This window comes from Gemmobacter serpentinus (genome assembly GCF_008973825.1).
In the GTDB taxonomy this organism is placed as follows: Bacteria; Pseudomonadota; Alphaproteobacteria; order Rhodobacterales; family Rhodobacteraceae; genus Gemmobacter; species Gemmobacter serpentinus.
The window spans coordinates 40,282-65,675 of the sequence record NZ_WCHR01000032.1; the positions used below are offsets into that span (position 1 = coordinate 40,282).

At 63.5% G+C, this 25,394-nt stretch carries 27 protein-coding genes and 1 tRNA gene; 14 read left to right on the forward strand and 14 right to left on the reverse strand.

Going from position 1 to position 25,394, the window contains the following annotated elements; all coding sequences use genetic code 11:
* Positions 1 to 108 precede the first annotated feature (108 nt).
* The 4 genes from GBJ34_RS16375 to GBJ34_RS16390 all read right to left on the reverse strand — a co-directional run bounded on the left by GBJ34_RS16375 (position 109) and on the right by GBJ34_RS16390 (position 5,036).
* Positions 109 to 1,263 (reverse strand): MFS transporter, encoded by a 1,155-nt coding sequence (locus GBJ34_RS16375; protein WP_151720273.1) that lies wholly within the window; start codon positions 1,261 to 1,263, stop codon positions 109 to 111.
* Positions 1,264 to 1,374: 111 nt separating this feature from the next.
* Complete coding sequence (hrpB, locus tag GBJ34_RS16380; RefSeq protein ID WP_151720274.1) at positions 1,375 to 3,810, reverse strand: ATP-dependent helicase HrpB; 2,436 nt, start codon at positions 3,808 to 3,810, stop codon at positions 1,375 to 1,377.
* 96 nt (positions 3,811 to 3,906) lie between these two features.
* Positions 3,907 to 4,287 carry a YigZ family protein gene (locus GBJ34_RS16385; protein ID WP_151720275.1) on the reverse strand — a complete coding sequence of 127 codons (381 nt, stop codon included), beginning with the start codon at positions 4,285 to 4,287 and terminating at the stop codon, positions 3,907 to 3,909.
* Between the two features lie 8 nt (positions 4,288 to 4,295).
* Entirely contained in the window at positions 4,296 to 5,036 is a 741-nt protein-coding gene (locus tag GBJ34_RS16390) for a M48 family metallopeptidase (RefSeq protein WP_151720276.1), read from the reverse strand.
* A gap of 178 nt (positions 5,037 to 5,214) precedes the next feature.
* Here GBJ34_RS16390 and GBJ34_RS16395 point away from each other — a divergent pair, with 178 nt between their 5' ends.
* Complete coding sequence (locus tag GBJ34_RS16395; RefSeq protein ID WP_151720277.1) at positions 5,215 to 5,454, forward strand: hypothetical protein; 240 nt, start codon at positions 5,215 to 5,217, stop codon at positions 5,452 to 5,454.
* A gap of 74 nt (positions 5,455 to 5,528) precedes the next feature.
* Here the strand turns inward: GBJ34_RS16395 and hemN are convergent, their stop codons facing one another.
* Positions 5,529 to 6,884 (reverse strand): oxygen-independent coproporphyrinogen III oxidase, encoded by a 1,356-nt coding sequence (gene hemN / locus GBJ34_RS16400; RefSeq protein ID WP_151720306.1) that lies wholly within the window; start codon positions 6,882 to 6,884, stop codon positions 5,529 to 5,531.
* 63 nt (positions 6,885 to 6,947) lie between these two features.
* On the opposite strand from hemN, the gene fnrL reads away from it, so the two are divergent.
* Positions 6,948 to 7,694 carry a transcriptional regulator FnrL gene (fnrL, locus tag GBJ34_RS16405; RefSeq protein ID WP_151720278.1) on the forward strand — a complete coding sequence of 249 codons (747 nt, stop codon included), beginning with the start codon at positions 6,948 to 6,950 and terminating at the stop codon, positions 7,692 to 7,694.
* Between the two features lie 159 nt (positions 7,695 to 7,853).
* On the opposite strand, the gene GBJ34_RS16410 is transcribed toward fnrL, so the two are convergent.
* Positions 7,854 to 8,699, reverse strand: coding sequence for a universal stress protein (locus GBJ34_RS16410; RefSeq protein WP_151720279.1), 846 nt, complete (start codon positions 8,697 to 8,699; stop codon positions 7,854 to 7,856).
* Positions 8,700 to 8,905: 206 nt separating this feature from the next.
* On the opposite strand from GBJ34_RS16410, the gene ccoN reads away from it, so the two are divergent.
* From ccoN to ccoP, 4 genes are read left to right on the forward strand one after another with little or no spacing between them, the layout of a single operon-like run.
* Positions 8,906 to 10,504 (forward strand): cytochrome-c oxidase, cbb3-type subunit I, encoded by a 1,599-nt coding sequence (ccoN, locus tag GBJ34_RS16415; RefSeq protein ID WP_151720280.1) that lies wholly within the window; start codon positions 8,906 to 8,908, stop codon positions 10,502 to 10,504.
* A 16-nt stretch (positions 10,505 to 10,520) separates the two neighbouring features.
* Positions 10,521 to 11,246: a cytochrome-c oxidase, cbb3-type subunit II gene (ccoO, locus tag GBJ34_RS16420; RefSeq protein WP_151720281.1), complete on the forward strand. Its 726-nt coding sequence runs from the start codon at positions 10,521 to 10,523 to the stop codon at positions 11,244 to 11,246.
* Between the two features lie 12 nt (positions 11,247 to 11,258).
* A complete protein-coding gene (locus GBJ34_RS16425; RefSeq protein ID WP_151720282.1) occupies positions 11,259 to 11,465 on the forward strand; it encodes a cbb3-type cytochrome c oxidase subunit 3 in 207 nt (68 codons plus the stop codon).
* 3 nt (positions 11,466 to 11,468) lie between these two features.
* Complete coding sequence (ccoP, locus tag GBJ34_RS16430) at positions 11,469 to 12,350, forward strand: cytochrome-c oxidase, cbb3-type subunit III (RefSeq protein WP_151720283.1); 882 nt, start codon at positions 11,469 to 11,471, stop codon at positions 12,348 to 12,350.
* Between the two features lie 395 nt (positions 12,351 to 12,745).
* Here ccoP and GBJ34_RS16440 read toward each other — a convergent pair whose 3' ends face one another.
* Entirely contained in the window at positions 12,746 to 13,072 is a 327-nt protein-coding gene (locus GBJ34_RS16440; RefSeq protein WP_151720285.1) for a DUF3775 domain-containing protein, read from the reverse strand.
* 434 nt (positions 13,073 to 13,506) lie between these two features.
* Between GBJ34_RS16440 and GBJ34_RS16445 the strand changes: the two genes are divergently transcribed.
* The 7 genes from GBJ34_RS16445 to GBJ34_RS16475 all read left to right on the forward strand — a co-directional run bounded on the left by GBJ34_RS16445 (position 13,507) and on the right by GBJ34_RS16475 (position 21,294).
* A complete protein-coding gene (locus GBJ34_RS16445; RefSeq protein WP_151720286.1) occupies positions 13,507 to 15,117 on the forward strand; it encodes an FMN-binding glutamate synthase family protein in 1,611 nt (536 codons plus the stop codon).
* A 523-nt stretch (positions 15,118 to 15,640) separates the two neighbouring features.
* Complete coding sequence (gene ccoG, locus GBJ34_RS16450; protein WP_151720287.1) at positions 15,641 to 17,086, forward strand: cytochrome c oxidase accessory protein CcoG; 1,446 nt, start codon at positions 15,641 to 15,643, stop codon at positions 17,084 to 17,086.
* 39 nt (positions 17,087 to 17,125) lie between these two features.
* Positions 17,126 to 17,581, forward strand: a complete 456-nt coding sequence (locus GBJ34_RS16455) for a FixH family protein (protein WP_151720288.1) — start codon at positions 17,126 to 17,128, stop codon at positions 17,579 to 17,581.
* Positions 17,582 to 17,584: 3 nt separating this feature from the next.
* On the forward strand, positions 17,585 to 19,822 hold the full coding sequence (locus GBJ34_RS16460) for a heavy metal translocating P-type ATPase (RefSeq protein WP_151720289.1): 2,238 nt from the start codon (positions 17,585 to 17,587) through the stop codon (positions 19,820 to 19,822).
* 1 nt (position 19,823) lies between these two features.
* Positions 19,824 to 19,982: a cbb3-type cytochrome oxidase assembly protein CcoS gene (ccoS, locus tag GBJ34_RS16465; RefSeq protein ID WP_151720290.1), complete on the forward strand. Its 159-nt coding sequence runs from the start codon at positions 19,824 to 19,826 to the stop codon at positions 19,980 to 19,982.
* A 161-nt stretch (positions 19,983 to 20,143) separates the two neighbouring features.
* Positions 20,144 to 21,109, forward strand: a complete 966-nt coding sequence (locus GBJ34_RS16470) for a DMT family transporter (protein WP_151720291.1) — start codon at positions 20,144 to 20,146, stop codon at positions 21,107 to 21,109.
* A 108-nt stretch (positions 21,110 to 21,217) separates the two neighbouring features.
* Positions 21,218 to 21,294 (forward strand) — tRNA-Pro (locus GBJ34_RS16475).
* Positions 21,295 to 21,519: 225 nt separating this feature from the next.
* On the opposite strand, the gene GBJ34_RS16480 is transcribed toward GBJ34_RS16475, so the two are convergent.
* The 7 genes from GBJ34_RS16480 to GBJ34_RS16510 form a co-directional block, all read right to left on the reverse strand.
* The gene (locus tag GBJ34_RS16480; protein WP_151720292.1) at positions 21,520 to 21,771 is read right to left on the reverse strand and encodes a hypothetical protein; all 252 of its coding nucleotides are present in this window, start codon (positions 21,769 to 21,771) and stop codon (positions 21,520 to 21,522) included.
* Positions 21,771 to 21,983, reverse strand: coding sequence for a hypothetical protein (locus GBJ34_RS16485; RefSeq protein ID WP_151720293.1), 213 nt, complete (start codon positions 21,981 to 21,983; stop codon positions 21,771 to 21,773). The genes GBJ34_RS16480 and GBJ34_RS16485 overlap by 1 nt, the downstream gene beginning before the upstream one ends.
* The gene (locus tag GBJ34_RS16490) at positions 21,980 to 22,387 is read right to left on the reverse strand and encodes a hypothetical protein (protein ID WP_151720294.1); all 408 of its coding nucleotides are present in this window, start codon (positions 22,385 to 22,387) and stop codon (positions 21,980 to 21,982) included. The genes GBJ34_RS16485 and GBJ34_RS16490 overlap by 4 nt, the downstream gene beginning before the upstream one ends.
* The gene (locus GBJ34_RS16495) at positions 22,387 to 22,821 is read right to left on the reverse strand and encodes a hypothetical protein (protein ID WP_226341240.1); all 435 of its coding nucleotides are present in this window, start codon (positions 22,819 to 22,821) and stop codon (positions 22,387 to 22,389) included. Before GBJ34_RS16495 ends, GBJ34_RS16490 begins: the two co-directional genes overlap by 1 nt.
* Positions 22,822 to 22,853: 32 nt before the next feature.
* Entirely contained in the window at positions 22,854 to 23,564 is a 711-nt protein-coding gene (locus GBJ34_RS16500) for a hypothetical protein (RefSeq protein ID WP_151720295.1), read from the reverse strand.
* A gap of 184 nt (positions 23,565 to 23,748) precedes the next feature.
* Positions 23,749 to 24,543 (reverse strand): ImmA/IrrE family metallo-endopeptidase, encoded by a 795-nt coding sequence (locus tag GBJ34_RS21250; protein ID WP_151720296.1) that lies wholly within the window; start codon positions 24,541 to 24,543, stop codon positions 23,749 to 23,751.
* The gene (locus GBJ34_RS16510; protein ID WP_054302716.1) at positions 24,527 to 24,850 is read right to left on the reverse strand and encodes a helix-turn-helix domain-containing protein; all 324 of its coding nucleotides are present in this window, start codon (positions 24,848 to 24,850) and stop codon (positions 24,527 to 24,529) included. Before GBJ34_RS16510 ends, GBJ34_RS21250 begins: the two co-directional genes overlap by 17 nt.
* Positions 24,851 to 24,951: 101 nt before the next feature.
* Between GBJ34_RS16510 and GBJ34_RS21255 the strand changes: the two genes are divergently transcribed.
* On the forward strand, positions 24,952 to 25,140 hold the full coding sequence (locus GBJ34_RS21255) for a YegP family protein (RefSeq protein WP_054302726.1): 189 nt from the start codon (positions 24,952 to 24,954) through the stop codon (positions 25,138 to 25,140).
* The last annotated feature ends 254 nt before the right edge of the window (positions 25,141 to 25,394 follow it).

Below are 25,394 nucleotides of genomic sequence, written 5' to 3' on the forward strand. Positions count from 1 at the left end.
CTGCCCAAACGAGGTCGGCCTTGTGGGCTGCCGCATTGGGACTGCCGCTTTGCTGCGGGCGTGTTCAAGCTCTGGCGCGGCTTCGCCCGGGGCGGGCAGATGCGGGCGTCAGGCCCTATGCGTCCCATCGGCATCACGGGCGCGCCCGGCCTGTGTCGCCACGAACAGCAGGCATAGCGACAACCCCGCCCATGTGCCCCGGAACCCCGCATGTTCGGCGATGAACCCGATGGAGGACGGCGCGACAAGGATGCCCGCATAGCCGACCATTGCCACAGTGGCGAGGCCCGCGCCCGGGCTCATGCCGCGCAGATTGCCCGCCGCCGACAGCATGATCGGCACGGTATTGGCAATGCCCAGACCCGCCAGTGCAAAGGCCGCCAGCGCAAGAACATGGCTCGGCGCGACCGAGGCTGCAAGCAGCGCCGCCGCTGCAATCAGTGCCGAGACGCGCAGGGTGCGCACTGCGCCAAAGCGGTTGCGCACCGCATCACCGGCAAAGCGCATCACCGCCATGCTGGCCGAGAACAGCGCAAAGCCCAGGCCCGACCATTCGGTCGACAGACCCAGCTCATTAATGAGGAACAGCGCCGACCAGTCCATGATCGCGCCTTCGGGCACCATGCACATCAGCGCGGTCAGCCCCAACAGCCAGACAATCGGGCTGCGCGGCAACAGGGGATGCTTTTCGGCGGCCTCGGCAGGCGCTTGCGGGCCACGCCACAGATGGCGCGCCGCCAGCACCACGATCAGCCCCATCACCAGGGCGATGGCCAGTGATTGCCCCTCGCGCCCGAAGACCTTCAGTGCCACACCGCCCAGGCTGCCGCCCAGGAAGCCGCCAAGGCTCCAGAAGCCGTGGGATGAGGACATGATCGCCCGGCCAAGCCCGCGTTCCACCTCGACCGCATTGGCGTTCATCGCCACATCCATCGTGCCCGCCAGCGCCCCGAAGGCCATCATGGCCAGCGCGAGCAATGGCAACGAGGGTGCGAAGATCACCGCAGGCAACACCGGCACCAGACCCGCTGCAAACAGGATCAGCACCGGGACGGAGCCAAAGCGCTGGATCAGGCGACCTGCAAACAGCATGGCAGCAATCGCCCCAAGACCAAGGCCGAGGATCAGCAGGCCCATCATCGCCTCGCCAATGTCATGGCGCGGCAAAAGCAGGGGGATCTGGGGTGCCCATGCCCCCATCAACATTCCATTGACCAGAAACATCCCTGCTACAGCCCAGCGGCCGCGCATCACCGATTGCATTGAATCCTCCAAAACGCTTTGAACTGCGTGCATAACTGCTGTTTGCGCTATCGAAAAGCCCTGGCCGTATCACAGAAGATTACGCCGGGTTTCACCTGCAGGATGTGCGGCTCAGGTGCCGCGCGGCTTGGCGCGCGTGGTCGGATCGGCCTCGCGCGGGTCTTCCGGCCAGGGGTGTCGCGGGTAGCGCCCGCGCATGTCGCGGCGCACATCGGCATAGGAATTGGTCCAGAATCCCGGCAGATCGGCGGTGACCTGAACCGGCTTGCCGCCCGGCGACAGCAGAGTGATCTTCAAGGGCAGGTGCTTCGGACCCACGGTGGGATGCTGCGTCACCCCGAACAGCTCTTGCAGGCGCAGCTCGATCCCCGGCACCTCATCCTCGTAATCGATCGGCACCCTTCGCCCCAAGGGGGTTTCAAAATGCGGGGGCGCAAGCCGATCGATCAACTGCACGCCCTCCCATCCCAGAAGGGTGCGGATCGGCTCCACCAGATCCAGTGCCTTCAGATCGGCCTCGCTGCGGCGCCCTTCCAGCCAGGGCAGCAGCGCCTCGCCCGCCAGCAAAGCGGGCTCGGTGATATCCGGCAATTCCATGCCGTCGCCCCGGCAGAGCGCAACCCTGCGGGCCAGCCGCCTTGCTGCAGGCGACCAGTTCAACCCGATCTGGCGCAGCCCATCCAGCGCCGCGCGGGCGATCCGGTCGGCGGGCGCATCGGTCCAATGCCGGTCATCCAGCACCAGCGCGCCCAGAACCTCCTGCCGCCTTGCCAGCACCCGGCCATCCCGGCGCGACCATTCGCAAACCTCGCGCCACACAATCTGTGGTGCGAAGATCGTGCGCAGTTCAGGCTCGGACAGCGGGGCGGCCTGCCGGATCTCGGCCTCGCGCAGATCGCCATCCAGATCGGTCGCAACCAGCAGCCGCGCGGCGGATAGCGGCAGGCCGGTCGCCATATGCGCGCCCTTGCCGCCTGACAGGATCCAGCGCGGCGTATCGCCCTTGCGGCGCAGCCCGATCCGGTCGGGATAGGCCAGTGCTGCCATCTGACCAAGCGAGAGGTTCTTTGGCGCATCGGGCACCGCCCGGGCCAGCCGCCTGGCCTCGGCCCGGATGCGCTCGATACTGCCGCGATGCGCCTCGGCAAAGCGGGACGGATCCTTGATCGCGGCTATGCGGGGGGCAAGGTCGGGGGGCGCACCCCGCAGCGGGTCGCGTTCGGCCAGAAGCGCGGCCAGGGTCGCGGCCGCGATGCCGCCCCCCGCCCGCAACAGCATATGGCCAAGGCGCGGATGCAGTGGCAGCGCCGAAAGGGCGCGCCCGTGATCGGTGATGCGGCCCTGCGGGTCCAATGCTTCCAGCGCGGTCAGCAACGCCTGTGCCTCGGCCAGAACACCGGGATGCGGCGGGGTCAGGAAGGGCAGGTCGGCACTGCCCCAGACCGCAAGTTCCAAGGCCAGCGCGGTCAGATCGCCCGAGGCGATCTCGGGCGGCGGAAAGGCGGCCAGCCCGCCTTCCTCGCCCTTGGACCACAGTCGGTAACAGGTCCCCTCGGCCACGCGCCCGGCGCGGCCCCGGCGCTGTTCGGCCTCGGCGCGCGTCACCCGTTCGGTGACCAGCCGCGCCATGCCGGAAGGCGCATCATAGCGCGCGCGCCGCGCGCGCCCGCCATCGACCACCACCCGGATATCGGGGATCGTCAGCGAGGTTTCCGCGATGGAGGTGGCAAGGACGATCTTGCGCAGCCCCGGCGCGGGCGGGGCAAGGGCCGCGCGCTGTGCGGCAAATTCCATCGCGCCGAACAGGGGGCGGACCTCAAAGCCGCGCAGCCCTTTCAGCAGGCCTTCAACCCGGCGGATCTCGCCCTCGCCCGGCAGGAAGGCGAGGATGCCACCCTCCGGGCATTCCACGGCGGCTTGCGTGATCAGCGCGGCCATGGCCTGATCGAAGCGCGCCCGCGCCTCAAGCGGGCGGGGCAGCCAGCGGGTTTCCACCGGATAGGCGCGGCCCGCGCTGGTGATCAGGGGTGCCTCCCCCAGCAATGCCGCCACGGGCGCTGCATCCAGCGTGGCCGACATCACCACCAGAACCAGATCGTCGCGCAGGGCCGCGCGCACCTCCAGCGCCAGCGCCAGCCCCAGATCGGCGTTCAGGCTGCGTTCGTGAAATTCGTCGAAGATCAGGGCCCCCACGCCGTCCAGCCCCGGATCGGTTTGCAGCATCCGGGTCAGGATGCCTTCGGTGACCACCTCGATCCGGGTGGCGCGGCTGATCTTTGCCTCGCCGCGGATGCGGTAGCCGACAATTTGTCCAACCTCTTGCCCCAGGGTTTCGGCCATGCGCTCGGCGGCGGCGCGGGCGGCAAGGCGGCGGGGTTCCAGCATGATGATGCGGCCCGTGACCAGCCCGGCCTCAAGGATCGCCAGCGGCACGCGTGTCGTCTTGCCCGCCCCCGGCGGGGCCTGCAGAACGGCCTGCCCACCGGCCCGCAGGGCGGCCAGCAGATCGGGCAGGGCATCGTCAATGGGAAGCGGGTTCTGCGTCATAGGGCGTGAGTGCCGGGAAAGCGGGCCGGGTGCAAGTCTTTGGCTACGGCGGTGCGGGGGCAGGGGGCAGGCCAAAACGCCCGAGTTGACACGGCATCAGGCCGATTTGCGCCAGTCTTCCAGAAAGGCACGCGTGCAGGTCACCACATGGGCGAAGCGGTCGCCGCCCAGATGCACGCCACCATACCAGCGGGTGACCACCACGACCACATCGTTCAGCCCCTCGCGTTCCAGCATCCGCAGGATCACGGCGGCGGCCCCGCTTTCGCCGTCATCATCCTTCAGCGGCCCGCCTTCCGACAGGATGCAGGCCCAGCTGTGATGGGTGGCCTTGGCGAATTTCCGCACCCGTTTCAAATCATTGATGAAGGCAGTGCAATCGGCCCGGCTGGTCGCCGCGCGCCCCGAGACAGCATAGCGCGAGCCACGATCGCGCAGCACATCCTCGATCTGCAATTTCCGCGCGGGTCCCGACATCGGCGGCCCTACTGTGCTGCGGAAAGCTGTGACAGCCGGGCAACCACCGCTGCCACCTGCGCCCGGCGCTGGCCATTGGGGGGGTGCGAGCCCAGGAAGGCATCGCCCGGATCGGGCAGCCGATCGAAAAATCCGGTGCCGCGCACCGGATCAAACCCTGCGCGCCAGGCGATCTCGGCACCAAGGGCATCGGCCTCCAGCTCAAAGGATTTAGAATAGCGCCGCGCGCCCAATTGGGCACCCATTTCCTGCAACTGCTTCATCGTGGCCTCATCCGCCCCGGTCACCGTGCCATAAACCGCGCCCAGCATGGCCCCGCGTGCCGCAGTTTCCTGACGGCGCGGGATATGGCCCAGAATGTGATGCGCCGCTTCATGGCCCAGCACGAAGGCCAGTTCATCGGCATTGCGGGCATCGGCGATCAGCGACAGGGTGAAGATCACCAGCGGGCGCCCCGTCTCGTCCACGGTCTGAAAGGCATTGGGTTCCATCTCGGGGCGCGGATCGACGCGGATGTCAAAGGCGCAATTGGTGCCGGCGCGCGCCAGATCGCGGCAGGCGGCCTCGGCCATCGGCTCCACCCGGGTCATCACTTCGACAAAGGCGCGCGCGGCTTCGGCGGCCGGCAGGACGGGGGCATCGGGGGATGCCGGGGCCTGAGGCACCGGCGCAGGGGCAGGGGCCAGATCCGCCCCGGGGGCGCATCCCGCCAGCGCGACCGCCGTGACCAAGATCAGCATCCACCGCATCGCGCTGCCCCTTTTGCCGCTATCTGCCGTATCTAGGTCCAAGCCGCGTCGGCGAAAAGCCCTAGTTGCAAGCCTTGGCTCGTTCCCGATCACGGCATGTTTCACTTTCGCGCCAGATCGCGATACTCTGCCCCCGCTTTGGCGTTGCGCATGGGGCCAGGCCTGCTAGGCTTTGCTGATGTTTACCATCGAGCACGAATTTGACGCCACGGTCATCACCCTCATCGATGAGGGCAGCGTGACCTTGCAGGAAGATATCACCATCTCGGCCTTTGAGGAGTGCATCACGCTGGAACAGGTGCACCCGATCACGCAAGAGCCGATGCTCATCACACTGTCCATGGTGCAGTTGCGCGATCTGATGGCGGCGCTGGATCTGCCCGAAGGCAGTTACCGGCTGGAACGGCGCGGCGGCTGAGGCGGGCGCGATCCCGCCTCAAGGCATGGCCGTCACGTCGCTGTCGTCGCGGCACTGTGCTGAAACCTCCGCGGTCAGATGGCTGCCGAATGCCGGGCCTTGCTCTGATCATAGGCGTCGAAGGCGCGGGCGATCATCCGGGTCAATGGCCGTGCCTCGGGCGGGATGGAAAATCCATCCGCATCCAGCCGCAGCATGGTGCCAAATTGCGCCTTGGCGCGCGCAAACATTGCCTGCAACTGTGGCTCGGACGTATCAAAACGGCGGATCATCTCGGTCGTGCTGACGCGGAAATCGCACATCAATGCCTCGATGATGCGGCCGCGCAGCCGGTCCTCGCCGCTGAACACATGGCCACGATGCGTGGTGAACTGCCCCGCCCGCACCGCGCGGGTATATTCCGAGGTGCCAGAGACATTCTGCGCAAAGCCTTGCGGAAAGCGCGAGATGGACGAGGCACCAAGGCCCACCAGCACCTCGGACGGATCATCGGTATAGCCCTGAAAATTGCGGCGCAGCCGGCCCGTACGGGCCGCGATGGCCAGGCTGTCTTCGGGGCGCGCGAAATGGTCGATCCCGATGGCCTCATAGCCATCCCATTCAAACAGCTGCGCCGCCGTTTCCGACAGGCGCAGACGTTCCTGCGGGGTCGGGATTGCGTCTGACGGGATCAGCTGCTGGCGCCGGCTCATCCATGGCACATGGGCATAGCCGTAAAGCGCCACCCGGTCGGGCGCGAGGCTCAGCAGCTTTTGCACCGAATCCGCGATCCTGGCCGGGCTTTGAAACGGCAGACCATAAAGGATATCGGCATTCAGACTGTTCACGCCGCGGTCGCGGATCATCAGCGCCACATCGCGCGTCAGCTCATAGGGCTGGATCCGGCCAATGGTCTTCTGGATCTCTGGGTCGAAATCCTGCACCCCGATGGAGGCGCGGTTCATCCCCGCACCTGCCAGTGCATCGAGCCGTGCCGCGTCGATCTCATCCGGGTCGATCTCGACCGAGAACTCGGCCCCCGGCGCAAGCGGTGCCACATCGAACACCGCCCCCGCCAGATCGCGGATCAGACTGGGTTGCAGCAGGGTGGGCGTGCCGCCGCCCCAATGCAGTCGTGACAGCCGCACGCCCGCTGCGAGATGGCGCTTTAACAGGGCAAGTTCCGCCTTCAATGTCTCGACATAAGCGATCACCGGATCATCGCTGGAGGTGCCCTGCGTGCGGCAGGCGCAGAACCAGCACAATCTGCGGCAGAATGGCACATGCAGGTAAAGCGAGATCTCGGCACCGGGCGGGATCGCCTCGATCCAGCTGCTAAACAAGGCCGGATCAACGGCATTTCCGAATTGCGGTGCCGTCGGATAGCTGGTGTAGCGGGGCACCCTTGCATCGAACAATCCAAGGCGGGCGAGTTGCGATTCCTGTTCCATGCCGGTAAGGTGACCGGAACGCCGCGCGAAGGCATTGATGTAAATCAAGATCAGGAAACCGTGATGCAGATGCAGGATATGCAGCTCACGCATCTCGAGTGCGGAACATGCCCCATTCGCCATCGGGCCGTTTGCGCCCGATGTGATGCAGACGAATTGGCCCAACTGGCGCAGATCAAATATTATCGCAGCTATCAGGCCGGACAAACCATTATCTGGTCAGGTGACCGGATGGATTTTGTGGCCTCGGTGGTGACCGGCATCGCCACATTGACCCAGACGCTGGAAGATGGCCGCCGCCAGATGGTCGGGCTGCTGTTGCCGTCGGATTTCGTGGGCCGCCCGGGCCGGTCGAACGCGGCCTATGACGTGACAGCCACGACCGATCTGGTCATGTGCTGTTTCCGCAAGAAACCGTTCGAGGACATAATGGTGACCACGCCCCATGTTGCGCAGCGTCTGCTGGAAATGACGCTGGACGAGCTGGACGCCGCGCGGGAATGGATGCTGCTGCTGGGCCGCAAGACCGCGCGGGAAAAGATCGCATCCTTGCTGGCCATCATCGCGCGGCGTGATGCGACGCTGCGGCTGAAGGCGACCAAGGGGGCCATCGTCTTTGACCTGCCGCTGACGCGCGAGGAAATGGCGGATTATCTGGGTCTGACACTGGAAACCGTCAGCCGCCAGATCTCGGCGCTGAAACGCGACGGTGTTATCCAGCTGGAAGGCAAGCGCCACGTCACCATCCCCGATTTCGACCAATTGCTGGAAGAAGCGGGTGACGATAGCGATGGCGGGCCACTGAACTGACTGAACTGAGCGCCCGAGGCGATGCGAAAAGGGGCAAGGGCCTTGCGGCTCTGCCCCTTTGATTTGTCTGGCCGTTTGGCCTTTCGGGACCTCTGGTTTGCTGGCGCTTTCCGCTTGTCGCAACCCGCTGGTTCTGCGGGTCCTTTGGGTCTGTGGAAGTCAGTGCGCCATCAGCACCGGGATCTCGGCCTCTTCCAGCATGTTGCGGGTGGCACCGCCAAGGATCGCCTCGCGGAAGCGCGAATGGCCGTAGCCGCCCATCACCAGCAGATCGGCATCGAAATCACGCAGATGCCGCGCAAGGATGTCCGAGACCTGCGGCATGGTCCGCGCCAGAACCGAGACCTCGGCCTTCACACCGTGCCGCACCAGCATCTGGCACAGCGCGCCGCCGGGGTCTGACCGTTCCGGCCCGTGCTGCGGCGGGTCGATCACCGCGATATCGACGCGTTTGGCGGATTTCAGCAAAGGCAGGGCGCGGCGCACGGCCACCATGGCCTCGCGGCTCTGGTTCCAGCCGATCACCACGCGCTCCGGCAACTGGGGCATCACGGTCGGGCCGGGCAGGACCAGAACCGGTGCTTGCCCCTCGAACAAGGCGGCCTCCAGCGTGGCCTCGGTCTCGATGCCCTTGCCCTCGCCATAGGGGCGCTGCAGCACCACCAGATCGGCAAAGCGCGCGCGCAATGCCACCAGATCGCTGAGCGCTGCAACCTGTGTCATCGCGCTGTCCAGAGACCAGCGCAGCGTCGCGGGCTGGTTTTCCAGGGCTGCGCGAGCTGCCGCCTCGGCGGCGCGGGCATCGGCTTCGGCCCGGTCCAGCGCCACCTGCATGAAGACGCCGCCACCGCCCAGATAGGAATAGCCCGCCTGTGTGCGGTCCACACCCAGTGCCAGAACGTCCAGATGTGCGTCCAGAAGCAGCGCCATATGCGCCGCGCCGGAAATCGCGACCTCTGCCTCTTCGGGGGACGTCACGATTGTCGTCAGAGACTTGTAAGCCATCTCAACACCTCCTCGGGTTGCCGAATTGTGCCACGAGGCTACGGAAGACGCCACAGTGCCGCATTGACCTCGATCAAAAGCAGCTAGGGCACCGCTTGACATGGATCAAGGCCCCGACCTGCGCCTTCTGCGAAAGCGGATGGGTCAAGAAGTGCCCGCGCCCCGCCGCGAAGGGGGGGATTCGGGTCAGGACGAAGGGACGCAAAATGTGGGATTACGTTAAACTGGTCGTGCTGAGCGCGATCGCGGTCTTTGCCGCGATAGCCGCGCAGTATGGGCACGACCTCGCCTATTCGGTGAACGCGATCGTCGTCATGCTTGCAGCCGCCGCTACCTTCATCTGGGTGTTGCGCCGCATGTATGAGCCGGTCACGGTTGACCCCGATACATACAATGACGGCGTGGTGCGCGCCGGTGTCATCGCAACCGCCTTCTGGGGTATCGTGGGCTTTCTGGTCGGCGTGGTCATCGCCTTTCAGCTGGCCTTTCCGGCGCTGAACATTCCGGGGGTCGAGGGCATTCTGAACTTCGGGCGGCTGCGCCCGCTGCACACCTCGGCGGTGATCTTCGCCTTTGGCGGCAATGCCCTCATCATGTCGGCCTTCTACATCGTGCAGCGCACCTGTGCCACGCGCCTCTGGGGCGGCAATCTGGGCTGGTTCGTGTTCTGGGGCTGGCAGCTGATGATCGTTCTGGCCGCGACCTCGTATCTCTTGGGCGGCACGCAGGGCAAGGAATATGCCGAGACCGTCTGGTATATCGATATCTGGATCGCCGTGGTCTGGGTCGCCTTCCTTGTGGTCTTTGTCGGCACGCTGGTCCTGCGGAAAGAGCCGCATATCTATGTGGCAAACTGGTTCCTGCTGTCGATGATCATCACGGTCGCGATGCTGCATATCGTGAACAACCTGGCCGTGCCGGTCTCGATCTTCTCGTCGCGCTCGGTCTCCGCCTTTGGCGGCGTGCAGGACGCCATGACGCAATGGTGGTATGGCCATAATGCGGTGGGCTTCTTCCTGACCGCAGGCTTTCTGGGCATGATGTATTACTTCGTGCCGAAACAGGCCGAACGCCCGGTCTACAGCTACAAACTGTCGATCATCCACTTCTGGGCGCTGATCTTCCTCTATATCTGGGCCGGTCCCCACCATTTGCACTACACCGCGCTGCCTGAATGGGCTGCAACGCTGGGTATGGTGTTCTCGGTCATGCTGTGGATGCCGTCCTGGGGGGGCATGATCAACGGGCTGATGACGCTGTCGGGGGCCTGGGACAAGCTGCGCACCGATCCGATCATCCGCATGATGGTGGTTTCCATCGGCTTTTACGGCATGTCGACCTTTGAAGGCCCGATGATGTCGATCAAGGCGGTGAACTCGCTGTCGCATTACACTGACTGGACCATCGGCCATGTCCATTCCGGTGCGCTGGGCTGGAACGGCATGATCACCTTCGGGGCGCTCTACTTCCTGACGCCGCGCCTGTGGAACCGCGACGGGCTTTACAGCCTGCGTCTGGTCAGCTGGCATTTCTGGCTCGCCACCATCGGGATCGTCCTTTACGCGGCCTCGATGTGGGTGACCGGCATCATGGAAGGCCTGATGTGGCGTGAGGTCGATGCAAACGGCTTCCTTGTGAATGCCTTCGCCGACACCGTGGCCGCCAAATTCCCGATGTATGTGGTGCGCGGTCTGGGCGGGGTGATGTTCCTGCTGGGCGCGATCATCATGTGCTACAATCTGTGGATGACCGTGCGTGCACAGCCTGCCAAGGCTGTGTCCCCCGCGGCCGTCCCCGCTGAATGAGAGGAGGGGACGCAAAATGGCTTTCCTCGACAAACACAAGGCAATCGAAACCCACGCGACGCTGTTGATGGTGCTGTCCTTTCTGGTCGTCACCATCGGGGGCCTCGTGCAGATCGTGCCGCTGTTCTACCTGGAGAACACCATCGAGAAGGTTGACGGGGTCCGCCCCTACAGCCCGCTCGAACTGGCGGGACGCGAGATCTATATCCGCGAGGGGTGCTATGTCTGCCACAGCCAGATGATCCGCCCGATGCGGGACGAGGTCGAACGCTATGGCCATTACAGCCTTGCGGCGGAATCGATGTATGACCATCCGTTCCAATGGGGATCCAAACGCACCGGGCCGGATCTGGCCCGGGTGGGTGGGCGCTATTCGGATGAATGGCATGTCGATCACCTGATCAATCCGCAATCCGTGGTGCCGGAATCGGTGATGCCGAAATACGAGTATCTCATGACGACCAGGCTGGACGGCCGCTATATCGCCGACAGCATGAAGGCCAACCGTCTGGTCGGGGTGCCCTATAGCGACGAGATGCTGGAAAACGCGGTGGCCGATTTCACCGCGCAGGCAGATCCGAACGCCGATACCGACGGGCTGCTGGCACGTTACCCCAAGGCCAATGTCAGCAATTTCGATGGCCAGGCCGATCTGACCGAAATGGATGCGCTGGTCTCGTATCTGCAAGTTCTGGGCACGATGGTCGATTTCTCGACCTTCCAGCCCGACCCGAGCCGGTAAGGAGGAACGGATATGGATACCTATTCCCTGCTGCGCCAGTTCGCCGACAGCTGGATGCTGATGCTGATGACGCTGCTGTTCGTGGGGGTCGTGGTCTACGCCTTCCGCCCCGGCAGCCGGAAACTGCAGGACGATGCCGCCAATTCCATCTTCCGCAACGAGAAGCGCCCCGCGCCGCGCGATGCGGAAACGGGCAGCCGCAACACCAAGGAGGCGTGACCGATGTGCGCCAAACAGATCAAGAAACCCGGCGAGGTTCCGACCACCGGGCATGAATGGGACGGCATTCAGGAATTCGACAATCCGATGCCGCGCTGGTGGCTTTGGACCTTTTATCTGACCATCATCTGGTCCATCGGCTATTGCATCTTCTATCCGGCATGGCCGCTGGTCAGCGGTGCCACGCAGGGTCTTTGGGGCCAGACGGCGGCGGGCGATCCCCGTCTGGCTGTGGCCGAAGAGATCAAGCGTTTCGATGATGCCAATGCGCCGATCAAGGCAAAGCTGGTGGCGGCAGATCTGAATGCCATCGCCACCGACCCGGAGCTGGACACCTATGCCAGATCGGCGGGGGCTGCCGTCTTCAAGACATGGTGCGCGCAGTGCCATGGTGCGGGGGCGGCGGGCAACAAGGGCTATCCGAACCTGCTGGATGACGATTGGCTCTGGGGCGGGGATATGGCCGCGATCCACACCACGGTCACCCATGGCATCCGCAACACGGCAGATCCGGATGCGCGCTACTCGGAAATGCCGAAATTCGGTGCCGACGCTTTGCTGGAGAAACCCCAGATCGAAGAGGTCGTCGAACATGTGCTGGCCATTTCGGGGCAAGAGCATGACGCGGCTAAGGCCGCAGCCGGGGCCACGGTCTTTGCGGACAATTGCTCCAGTTGCCATGGCGAGGCCGGTCATGGCGACCGCGAACAGGGCGCGCCGAACCTGACGGATGCGGTCTGGCTCTATGGTGGCGACCGTGCGGCGATCACCGACAGCGTGTTCAACGCCCGTTTCGGCGTCATGCCGAACTGGAACAGCCGCTTGACCGAAGACGAGATCCGCGCGGTTTCGGTCTATGTCCATGGGCTGGGCGGCGGCGAGTAATCTCCGTCCGAGACGTCGAAAAGGTCCCGGTCAATCCGGGGCCTTTTTGCTATGGCGCAGGTGTCAACAAAGACAGGTGGTGCTTGGGACGGCCCCGCCCGGCTGACCCCGTGCGCAGGGTCCGGCTCGGGCGGGTCGCTCGCGTTGCTAAAGTGTGCCGGAGGCCGGCGCAGGCGGTCGGGACAGGCGGTCTTGCCCTGACGTTCTGTTTCGTCGGTCTCGTTCAGGCACCCATGTGTGGGCAGTCTTGTGGGATGGTCTTGCAAGCGCCATCTTGCCGGGCGGCCTTGCCTGGGGTTTTGGTCCGTGGTCCGTGGTCCGTGGTCCGTGGTCCGTGGTCCGTGGTCCGTGGTCCGTGGTCCGTGGTCCGTGGTCCGTGGTCCGTGGGGCCGTGGTCAATGGTCGCGGAGAAAGTCATCCTCGACCTGGCTGACATCGACGCCCATTGCATCCAGCCCCGCCTCAAGATTTTCGGCCAGATGCGGCATCCCCATCAGATATTGGTCGGTCGGGGCCGCGCGTTCGCTGAAGGCGGTCTGCACGGCCTCGGGAAAATCCGCAGCCTCGAACACCCCGCGCCCGACCCAGGCCAGCGCCACAAGATGCGCCTGCTCATCCTCGTTCAGACCCTGAATGAAGGCGTGCAACTCGCGCTCGCCCATATTCCCCTCGCGGGACTGGTAGATGATATGGACGACCTTGGCGGGACTGATTTCAAGCATGGGGAACCTCCTACCCAGATGGTGCGCCCATCGGGGCCTTGAGGCAAGGGCCTGACTGACGCAGGGGGCGGGGAGGGGCGATCGTGTCGCGTATTGCGGCGCACAGGGCGTCAGGTCGCTCAAGCGACGCAAAACCGCGTTCGACTATCCATGCATCCCCGCGCGCAGGGCATCAGGCCATCTGCGCGCGGGGAACGGCTGCTGGCGCGGGACTTGACCACTTGCCTATCCGCCACCCATACATATGGGTAGGGGAGGATTGACGGCGCATTCGCCAGGGACGAGCCCAGGCTCGGCCGGGTGGACTGCTTTGGCCATGTAGAAAGAGCCGGACCTCGCGCCGATCTTTACCGCATTGCCATGATTGCCGACGATGCTCCCTCGGTAACGGGTGCCAGCGCATGGGGCCAGCACCGCCATGGGACGTGTTTCGTATGTCGCAATATCTACGCCTCTCGGCGCTTATCGGAAGTGTGATCGGGCTGTGCCTCAGCCTGCTTGCGGTAATCTGGCTGGATCACGCCTGGATCCTCGCGCTGATCTTCCTGTTCCTCAGCCTTGTCGGCCTGCGCGATATGCGCCAGACCCGCCATGCCGTGCTGCGCAACTATCCGATCATCGGGCATTTTCGCTATTTCTTTGAGGAGATCCGCCCCGAGATCCGGCAATATCTGATCGAAGGGGATGAGGATGAGGTGCCGTTCTCCCGCGAACAGCGCGAGATCGTTTATCAGCGCGCCAAGAATGTGGAAGACAAGCGCCCCTTCGGCACCAAGAAGCGGGTCTATGACAGCGGCTATCAGTGGCTGACCCATTCGATCCGGCCGCGCAAGATCGAAAGCTATGACTTCCGTGTCACCATCGGTGGACCCGATTGCAAACAGCCCTATGAAGCATCGATCTACAACGTCTCGGCCATGAGCTTTGGCGCATTGTCGGCCAATGCCATCCTGGCGCTGAATGGCGGGGCCAAGAAGGGCGGCTTTGCCCATGACACAGGCGAGGGCGGCATCAGCCGCTATCACCGGCAGGGAGGGGGCGATCTGATCTGGGAACTGGGCTCGGGCTATTTCGGGGCGCGCGACGAGAACGGGCGCTTTGATCCCGTGCGCTTTGCCGAGTTGGCCAGCCAGCCACAGGTGAAGATGGTGGAGCTGAAGCTGTCGCAGGGCGCAAAGCCGGGGCAGGGCGGTATGCTGCCCGGTGCCAAGATCACACCCGAGATTGCCGAGGCGCGCGGCGTGCCGATGGGCGTCGATTGCATCTCGCCCGCTTCGCATTCGGCATTTTCGACCCCGATCGAGATGATGCATTTCATCGCCAAGATGCGCGATCTGTCGGGGGGCAAGCCTGCGGGGTTCAAGCTCTGCATCGGGCATCGGCGCGAATTCATGTGTATCGTGAAGGCCATGCTGGAAACCGGCATCACCCCCGATTTCATCGTGATCGATGGCAAGGAAGGTGGCACCGGGGCGGCCCCGATGGAATTTGCCAATCATATGGGGATGCCCCTGGTCGAAGGCCTGACCTTTGCCCATAATACCCTGCGCGGGGCGGGGCTGCGGCATGGCATTCGCCTTGGGGCCTCGGGCAAGCTGATCCATGCCTTTGACATCGCGAAGGCGCTTGCACTGGGCGCGGATTGGGCCAATTCGGCGCGCGGTTTCATGTTCGCGGTCGGCTGCATTCAGGCGCAAAGCTGCCACACCAACCATTGTCCAACCGGCGTTGCCACGCAGGATCCGGCCCGACAAAAGGCGCTGGTTGTGCCCGACAAGGCGGAACGGGTCTATAATTTCCACAAGAACACGCTCAAGGCGCTGGGTGAAATGGCTGCGGCGGCCGGGCTGGTGCATCCGTCGGGCTTTTTGCCGCATCACCTGCTGATGCGCGAGAAGGACCGCGATATGGTCACCGGCGATGAGGTCTATCCGTATATGCCGGAAGGTTTCCTGCTGCGCGAGGATGATGACCGTTTCGGCTATCTCAAGCGCTGGCGCCGGGCCAGTGCCAGCCAGTTCGAGCCGCTGGATGACGGGGTCTGAGCCATCCGCAGGATGGCCACGATACTGACGGCCTGCGGAGAACCTTCCCGCAGGCCCTTCTTGTTTCGGGGGCCTGTCTTGCAGCCCGACCGTGAGACTTACTGCGCAGAAAGCCAAGATTCCTTGGGCATTTGATTCAGGTCAAGGCAGCCCCGCGTGAAACAGGGTCAGATCAGCCATCCGGGCAGCAATGCCGGATAGGGCACCACCGTCTGATCCTGTTCGCGCGTTTCCTGAAGACGGTGGTGCCGCCTTTTTGGCTTGTTCCGGACCTTCCATCTGCCAAAGCAGCAGCCCGGCCCCGTGCCGGGCCGCTGCGTTTTTGGCGCACTGGACCGGCTGACCCGAAGGCAAAGGGCAGGTGGGAAAGACCGCGATACATGCACGAAATGTCGCAGGGGCGAAGGTGTATCCGCGATGTGGTTTTTGACTCAGGTCAAGGTGGCGGCACGGCGCGTGGGGCATATCGGGGTCAAGACCCAATCCCGAGACCCAAGCCACGAGCCAGCCGGAGCCCGCCCCCGTGTCCAGCCCAGAGACCGAGCCATCGCTTTACGCCGCCCGCGAACCGATCTTTCCCAGACGGGTCAAAGGCACGTTCCGAACCCTGAAATGGTGGCTGATGGCCGTCATGCTCGGGCTTTATTACCTCGCACCTTGGATCCGCTGGGATCGCGGGCCGGAACTGCCCGATCAGGCGATTCTGCTGGATCTGGCGAATCGGCGCTTCTTCTTTTTCATGATCGAGATCTGGCCACACGAGTTCTATTTCGTCGCGGGCCTTTTGATCATGGCGGGGCTGGGGCTGTTCCTGTTCACCTCGGCCGCCGGGCGGGTCTGGTGCGGCTATGGCTGCCCGCAGACCGTCTGGACCGATCTGATGATCCTGGTGGAACGCTGGATCGAGGGCGACCGCAATGCCCGCCTGCGCCTGCACCGGCAGAAATGGGACGCCGAGAAGATCCGCAAACGCGCGCTGAAATGGAGCGCGTGGTTCCTGATCGGCCTCGCAACGGGTGGGGCGTGGGTGTTCTATTTCACCGATGCGCCGACGCTTGCGCGCGATCTGGTGGCAGGAACCGCCCATCCGGTCGCCTATACGACCATCGCGATCCTGACGCTGACCACCTTTGCCTTTGGGGGCTTTTTCCGCGAGCAGGTCTGCATCTATGCCTGCCCCTGGCCGCGCATTCAGGCGGCGATGATGGATGAAGACACGCTGACCATCGGCTATCGGGACTGGCGCGGCGAGCCGCGCGGCAAGCATCGCAAGGCCGAAGGCGCGGAAAAGCTGGGCGATTGCATCGATTGCATGGCCTGCGTCAATGTCTGCCCGATGGGGATCGACATTCGCGACGGTCAGCAGATGGCCTGCATCACCTGCGGCCTGTGCATCGATGCCTGCAATGACGTGATGGACAAGATCGGCAAGCCACCAAATCTGATCGGCTATCTGGCGCTGACGGACGAGACCCGCGAACGCGCGGGCGAGGGCCCGAAATCGGTATGGAAGCACGTCTTCCGCCCCCGCACCGTGCTTTACACCGTGCTTTGGGCGGGCGTCGGCATCGGGCTGGTCGTGGCCCTGTTCCTGCGCTCGGATATCGACATGAACGTGACGCCTGTGCGCAATCCGCTGTTTGTCACGCTGAGCGACGGCACGATCCGCAATGCCTATGACATCCGCCTGCGCAACAAGCTGGGCGAGGCGCATGATTACGCGCTGACCGTCACCTCGGATCAACCTGTTTCGCTGCGCCTGGAAGGGGTGACGGGCAATGTGTTGCGGGTTCCGGCCAATGACACGCTGTCGACCCGGCTTTATCTTGAGGCGGCACCAGGCAGTTCGGCCGCCACCGAGGAACGCAGCACCGTGCGGCTTTGGGTCTCTGAAATCCCGGACCAGGCGCATGGCAAGGACACGCGCGTGCATCATGACACCGTGTTCAACGGCAAGGCGCGCCCGTGATGTGCGCGCCGGTAGACCACACTCAAAAGGACGCAGATCATGGCTGAGATTACCGGACGTCAGGTTTTTGCGGTGACCGCGGGCGCCTTTGCCATCATCATCGCGGTCAATGTGCTGATGGCCTATAAGGCGGTCTCCACCTTTCCGGGGCTGGAGGTGAAAAACTCCTATGTCGCCTCGCAGCAGTTCGAGACCAATCGCGATGCGCAGGATGGTCTGGGCTGGCAATTGAGGCAGGATTACCGCCCCGGCGAGGGGCTGGTCCTGACTTTCACCGATGCGGCGGGCTTGCCGGTGAAGGTCGAGGGGCTGACGGTTTTGCTGGGTCGCCCGACCTCCGCCGCAGCAGACCAGCAGCCCGATTTCGTGCGCGAGGGCGGGGTCTATCTGGCGCGGGTCGTGTTGGAGCCGGGCAAATGGATGCTGCATGTCACCGCGCGGGCCGAAGACGGCACGCCATTCCAGCAGCGCCTGGACCTGATGGTGGAGGGTTGAGCCATGACCCTTGCCGAACGCCTGCCGCTGACCGACAGTGCCGTCAGAGATGACGGCCATATTGCGGCCTCTGCCTGTCCGGCCTGCGCGGTGGCACCTTCGGCGGAACGTCTGGCCGCCATGGCGGCGGTGCAGCCGACACGGCTGATGCTGTCTATCCCGACCGCGCATTGCGCGGCCTGTATCTCCACCGTCGAACAGGCGCTGGAGGCCGTGCCCGGCGTGCGTTCAGCCCGGGTCAACCTGACGATGCGGCGGGTCTCGGTCGATGCCGAGGCGGCGGTTGAGGCTGCCCCCCTGATCGCCGCGCTGGCGGGTGTGGGCTATGAGGCGCATGAACTGGATGCGGGGCTGCTATCGGCGACAGAGACCGACAAGCAGGGTCGCGATCTGCTGATGCGGCTTGGCGTTGCCGGCTTTTCCATGATGAATGTCATGCTGTTGTCGGTCGCGGTCTGGTCTGGGGCCGAGGACGCGACGCGCGATCTGTTCCACTGGATTTCCGGCATGATCGCGCTGCCCACCGTGGCCTTTGCGGGCCAGCCCTTCTTCAAATCGGCCTGGGCCAGCCTGCGCGCAGGGCGTCTGGGGATGGATGTGCCGATCAGCCTTGCACTGATCCTCGCCTCTTCGATCTCGGTCTTCGAGACGATCAATTCCGGCCATCACGCCTATTTCGATGCGGCTGTGATGCTGGCGTTCTTTTTGCTGGCCGGGCGCTATCTGGATCACCGCACCCGGGCCGTCGCGCGTTCCGCCGCCGAGGAACTGGCAGCCCTTGAGGTGCCGCGCGCCACGCGGATCACGGATGCGGGCGAGGAAACGGTCTCGATCACCGAACTGGCTGTGGGCGATCTGGTGCGCGTGCGCCCCGGCGGGCGGATGCCGGTCGATGGCGTGGTGACCGAGGGCACGTCCGAGGTGGACCGCTCGCTTCTGACCGGGGAAAGCCTGCCGGTCTGGGCCGGGCCGGATGCCTGCGTCAGTGCGGGCGAGGTCAATCTGACCGGGCCGCTGACCCTGCGTGTCACGGCGGCGGGCAAGGATTCCAGTCTGCATCGCATGGCCGATCTGGTCGCGGTCGCCGAAAGCGCCAAGACGAAATATACCGGCCTCGCCGAGCGCGCCTCGCGTGCCTATTCGCCGCTGGTGCATATCCTGTCGTTCTCGGCCTTTGGCTTCTGGATGTGGAAGACCGGCGGCGATCTGCGTTTTGCGGTGAATATCTCGGCGGCTGTCCTGATCATCACCTGCCCCTGTGCGCTTGGCCTTGCCGTGCCTGCGGTGGTCACCGCGGCTTCGGGCAAGCTGTTCCGCAAGGGGTTGCTCATCAAGCAGGGCACCGCCTTGGAGCGGTTGGCCGAGGTGGATTGCGTGGTCTTTGACAAGACCGGCACGCTGACACTGGGAATGCCGGAGCTGACCAATCTGGCCGATCACCCGCGTCAGGCCACGGCAGTCGCAATGGCCCTGGCTGCGGCTTCGGCGCATCCGCTGGCACAGGCCTTGGTGCAGGGCGCACGCGCGGGCGGGGTCACCCCGACCGAGGTTCAGGATCTGCGCGAGGTGCCGGGTTACGGGGTTGAGGGCACATGGCGCGGTCAGCGCGTGCGACTGGGCCGGGCGGGCTGGTGCGGCGTGACACCCGCGCAGGTGACCGGCATGACCGCAACATGGCTTGCGACCGGCGATGGTGCCGCACGGCCCTTCACCTTTGTGGATCGCCTGCGCCCCGGTGCGGCCGAGGCTGTCGCGGCGCTTCGCGCACAGGGTAAGGCGATCCGGCTGATCTCCGGCGATACCGAAGGGGCGGTGGCCGATCTGGCCGGGCGGCTTGGCATCACCGATTTCATCGCAGGCGCCCTGCCTGCCGAAAAGGCTGCCCTTGTCGCCGATCTGGCAGCGGCGGGCCATCATGTGCTGATGGTGGGCGACGGGCTGAATGATACGGCGGCGCTGGCTGCGGCGCATGTCTCGATCTCGCCCGCATCTGCGCTGGATGCCGCGCGCACCGCGTCTGATATCGTGCTGCTGGGCCAGGATATGGCCCCCATCGCCGATGCCGCGCGGATCGCCACGCAGACCAGCAAGCGGATCAAGGAAAACTTCGCGATCTCGGGGCTTTACAACGTGGTCGCGGTGCCGCTTGCTTTGGTGGGGGCAGCAACCCCCCTTGCTGCGGCACTGGCCATGTCCCTATCCTCGATCTCTGTCACGCTGAATGCGCTGAGGCTGAAATAGCATGGAAATCCTTGCCATCCTGATCCCTGTCTCGCTGTTTCTGGGCGGGATCGGACTTGTCGCCTTCTTCTGGGCATTGAAGAAGGGCCAGTTCGACGACCCTCATGGCGATGCCAACCGTATCCTGACCCGTGACTACGACGATCACCCCAAACGCTGAGCCGCCTGGGCCTATCTGACACGGGCATAAAACCGGGTCGGCGATCCACCCTGTCGCATTTTCGTCATTCGGGTGCTGCCTGGCATTGAGGCATTCGCGGCTTTCTGCGACGGTTGGATGCGCAATAACCCGGCGCCGCGCGCCCTTGGCAGGGTCAGACCATGAGTTCCAATGTGCAGGGCGCGATTTTCGCGCTGATCGCTTTCGGCATCTACGCCACGCATGACGTGGTGGTGAAAACGCTGGGGGCGCAGTTCCACGCGATCCAGATCATCTTCTTTGCGCAATTGCTCAGTTTCCCGCTGGTTGCGCTGATGCTGATGCGCGACGGCACATCCGGCCATTTGCGCCCGGTGCATCCCTGGTGGATGGCGCTGCGCACCGCCTCCACCGTGGTGACCGGGGTTGCCGCCTTTTACGCGTTTTCGGTGCTGGAACTGGCGCAGACCTATGCGATCCTGTTTGCCACGCCCTTGCTGATCACCGTGCTGGCCATCCCGGTTCTGGGGGAAAAGGTCGGGTTGCGGCGCGGCATGGCTGTCGTGGTCGGCCTGTGCGGGGTGTTGATCGTGCTGCGGCCCGGGACAGACCCGCTCAGCCCCGGCCATATCGCGGCGCTGCTGGCGGCGGTGACCTCTTCGATGTCCTCGATCGTGGTGCGCAAGATCGGTGCCGAGGAACGTTCTGTGGTGCTGCTGCTTTACCCGATGATGGCGAACTTTGTCGTGCTGGGCTGCGCGCTGCCCTTTGTCTACAAACCGATGCAGATCGAGCATCTGGGCATGTTGGGGATCATCGCGATCTTCGCCTTCATCGCCATGCTGCTGGTCATTGCCGCCTATCGCCGGGCCGAGGCGGTGATCGTCGCGCCGATGCAATATTCCCAGATGATCTGGGCGATATTCTACGGCTATCTGATCTTCAACGAGATGCCCGATGAATGGACGCTGATCGGTGCGGGTGTCATCATTGCATCGGGCATTTATATCGTGCTGCGCGAAAGCCGTGGCAAGGTCTCGGAAAACCGCCCGGTGCTGGAATCCCGTTCGCGCCCCGAGACCGGGCTGATGCCGCGCATCTCCATCTTGATGCGCCGCCGCGCGGCGCGCGACCGCAAAGATGGCTAGGGCGCGCGGGTCGATCTGTTACCCCTGCCATGGCGCAGAATTTCCGAAGGAAATCCCTCGCGCCCCCTTGCAAAGCCCGGCCCGGCGGTTTAATCCCCCGCTCACGGTCGGAGCGTAGCGCAGCCTGGTAGCGCACCTGCTTCGGGAGCAGGGGGTCGGAGGTTCGAATCCTCTCGCTCCGACCAATTTCCCGCACAATTTCAAGCACTTAGCGGCAGCCCTTGGGGCGCGCGGTGCCTCGCGCGGTCCCGTCATAGCGCTGTGCTAGCTTTGTAGCGTTATCGACCGAATCCCCATGCCGATCAGCAAAACGCCCCCGCACCTTGCGGCGCGAGGGCGTTCCGTCACCAGCGCCATGGGCAACGCTGGCTTCGTAACCCCGAGCCACCCCTAGCCCGAGGATTCGTGTGTCATGCGCGGTTCCAGACGCCGTTACCGCTGGTGCGCCGCGCGCCATAGTCGCCGTCGCGATGCCAGCGCCGAATGCAGTCGAGGACGATGGGCATGTCCACCGGGCACAGCTTCCCGCTTGCGACTCCTTCCATGCAGTCGGCGGCGAAGCCATCAACCGACCCGTAGAGAACTTCGATTGGCGAAGCCTTCGGCGCGCGCTGTGCCTCAAGTCGGGCGACCCGCTCCAACATCCCGCGCACTCCGGCCATCACGCGCGCCCCTGATCCTTGACGCGCTGCATGGCCGCGACCAGCGAGGGCGCCGCACCGAGGCATCGGGCAAACTCCATCTCGCCGCGCAGGGCTTCCGCCTCAGCGGCTTCCTCGCGGCGCGCCTGAATGGCGTCCAGCGCGGCGCGGTGTTCCTCCGCCTCGCGATTGCGCTTCGCTTGGCCGCGCAGGTCATCATCGTCAGCGTTCATGTCGTGGCTCCAAGTTGCTTGAGCAGGTCCAGCGCATCGGCGCGGGGCTTGGCTTCGTTGCTGTTGCGGACGATGGCCCAGAGGGTGCGGATTACGAACTGCCGGTCCTCCGCGTCCTCTTGCGGCGTCTGTGAGGGCATGGTGCCGGTCGGCACGAAACCGAATCGCTGCGCCTCAGCCAGCGTTACGCACAGAACCTTGATCGTCACCGGCTGCGCGGTGCGAAGCCGCCGCGTGAACCGCTGGGCGACCTCAACCGCCCGGTCATATTCGTTGACCGGCCACAGCACAGCGGCAGAGCCGCCAATCGCGATGGCAACGAACACGTCGCCCTCAGTTGGCGGAAGCACGACGACGCGATTCCCGCCTGTGCCCCACAGGTCATGTTCGGAAAGGTGCGTCATCAGTTCACCTTCTTCGCTTCGAGGATTGCAAGCCGCTCTGCCAGTTCTTCCGTCGCGCGAATGTTGGACAGGGTGCCGATAGCACTGACGATCTGCTGCCCGAGGTCGGGCGCGATTTGCCCCGCCGCGATGGCGGCCAGCACTTGCTCGACCTGACGCGCAACGGGCAGCGACGGGTCAAAGTCGAAGGTGACGGTCTGGGACTGTGCCCGCAGCACGGGCAGAATCCTACCGAAAATTAGGCCAGCACTAGCAGGATCGCCTTCCTTCGCCTTGGCCAGCACCGCGTCCAGCACATCGTTGGCCTCGTCCAGCATACGGCGAAGAAGCTTCTGCTGCTTGGATGGGCCGGGCGGGCGACCAGCGGGGTTCGGGGACTTCATCCCCGGCACCCATACGCCCGCCTTCGTTTCAGTTTCAGTTGCTTCCGTCATGTGGCGTGGTTCCGTGATTTCATCAGGGTGGATCAGACGCCGCCAAGCGCTTTTTCAGCCGCTTCCTGAGCCTTGCGAACCATGTTCGCCTTGGCACCCTTGCCGCCGATGGCCTTCTCCATTTCGGTGAAGACCTTGCCCGCGTTGGACTCGATCAGTTCCTTGGCGGCGCGCATCACCTGCAAGCGCTTGGCGACGCCGGGCGAATTGCGCTCGTGGTAGAGCCGCAGGTAGACGGCTTGGAACTCGCGGTTGAGACCCGACAGGTAGGGCGGCGCGCCGAGCAGCGCAGTGACCGTCTCGTGGTCGTCATCGCGGATCGCTTCGCGCAGAAACTCGTGCCGCTTGCCGTCCGGCAGGTTGCGGGCGAAGTCGCGGATTTGCCCCGCGATGGCGGTCGCCGCCTTGACCTGCACGGGTTCGGCAAGCTGCCCTTCAAGGAAGTCGATGCCCTTGGTGAGGTTGGCGCGTGCGGTATCGAACGTCTTGGTGACCGCTGCCAGATGCTTCTTGGCGAAGTTGTCCACCTGGAGCAGCTTCTGATCGTCGTTCCAGCCGGGGTTCGCGTTCACGACCTCGCGGGTGTCATGCACCTTGCGAAGCGTCTCGTAAGCGGTGCTGAAAGCAGTCTGTGTCTCAGCGAGGACGGTTTTGGTGTCGTCGCCCCACCCCTCGATTTCCTCCACAACTCTGGGATGCAGGGCGGGGGTGACTCGGATGTCGATGTTGATGTCGTCGGACATGGTGCTGATAAACCCTGATACGGCTAGCGTTGTGCTGTAACGGTAGCTGTTCTCGGGGAAGGTCCGCGAGCATTATTATTTTTCGTCAGTGGGTTACGTAGTTCGGAACATCATATGGGGTATATGTGGGTCGGATTGCTCGGGGCGTTTGGGAGGCGATTAGCGTGTGCGATCCAGCATCGAGTCACCCGGTGAACTCGACGCAGGTATATTGAAACCCGTTTCCGGAGTAGTCAAAGTATTGGCTTTCTTTGCAGCACTGAGATTCGCTCCATGAGTATCCAGTTTGAACCGAATCCGTTATCGCTACCTCCGATGGTGGCGGATTCTTCGCATAGGATAGTTCTGGAAGCTCGTCTCCGAATTTGAATGCCCTAAGAAATGGTGAAGTCTTGGACTTGCTGGACCAAACAATCATTCCATCTCGAGACACGATGAAAGCGCATGGTTTTGATGTGAGGTTGATATATCTAAGTGCACTGGCTTGAAGGGAGCACTCGAAGCGACTGCCAATAGCGCACAGAAGTTCAGTAGTCCAAGGATCTGCGGAAAATTCGTCCCTAAAAAGGTTGGCGGGCATCAGAAGGCTCGATGCAAATATGTTGGCCTCGCGCTCCACGTCACTATGAAAATCGTTAAGCGTAGCTTCACTATCCTCAAAACGATCTCGGAGATGCCGGTGGCACATGAAATGACCGAGCTCATGGGCATATGTGAATCGCAAACGGCGCTTGTTCGGAGTCCTGCTATTCAGGAGGATAGTCCAATCATCAGTTCCTGAAGTTTTGACAAGGCAGCCCTCAAAAGAGTCAAACCTTTCGAGCCTAGTTGACAGGCTTCCCTGAAATCCGTCACCGTTAAATGTGCCGCTGACAAGTGCGTCAATGTCAATTGGATATGTGTTTGGGCCAAACTTCTGCCAAAACAACGTCAGTCTATTCGCTTCTCGCTCGGGCGCGTTGCTAGGGTTTGTCGTCAAGGCCGGACATTATCCTGTCGATGTATCTCTTATCGGTCTCAGAGAGCCTTCGAAACTTTCGGAAGAAGGCATCCTCCAAATGTGCTTCAGTCTGCTCTTCACTAGAGTCATCTAATAGGAAGTCAGGGGCCACGCCAAGGTAGTTCGAGATCTTCAGGAGTAAATCGGCACTGGGTTTAGCATTTTTTTTGTTTTCCAGCTGCCACACATAAGCCTTTGATGAGCCGATGGCTTCAGCCAGCTCTTCAAGAGTGGCCTTCCTGGCGGTGCGTAGCTGGCGCAGCTTCTCACCAAACTTCTCGGACACATCTTTCCCCTTCGGATCCACTTGACAGAAGTATAGCGCGAACTGTATGACTCGTCGAGTATAGTGAAGGCTATACTAACGTGAAGCAAATGGAGGCCGACATGGCTGAGACCTGCACTGACCGCCAAGGGGACACTTGGGAAATCTATAAGGACGCTTCCGGTTACTGGCGGTGGCGGCGGACCGCGTCCAACGGTCGTATCGTTGGGGCATCGACCGAAGGTTACGTCAACAAGGCGGACTGCATCGCGAACGCCCAGCGGAATGGGATGACATGCACGCCGCGCTGATTGCGGCATCTCTCCCTGTCTTCCTGAACTGAGACGCAGCTTGGTCTTCCTCGCTGCGTCTTTTTCGTTTCTCGCTGCGCGCGTTCGCGGCTGGATTTGGGCTAGTTCCGTCTGAACTAAATGCTGCCGGTCTGAACCATTCCCGCCGTTTGCCACCCTGTGCCCCACATACAGGACATATGACGGTCGAAGCGGTCGGATGCCCTTTGCCCCCCGGCGCCCCCCTTTGCCCCCCATTGTAAAAAGTGCTGCAT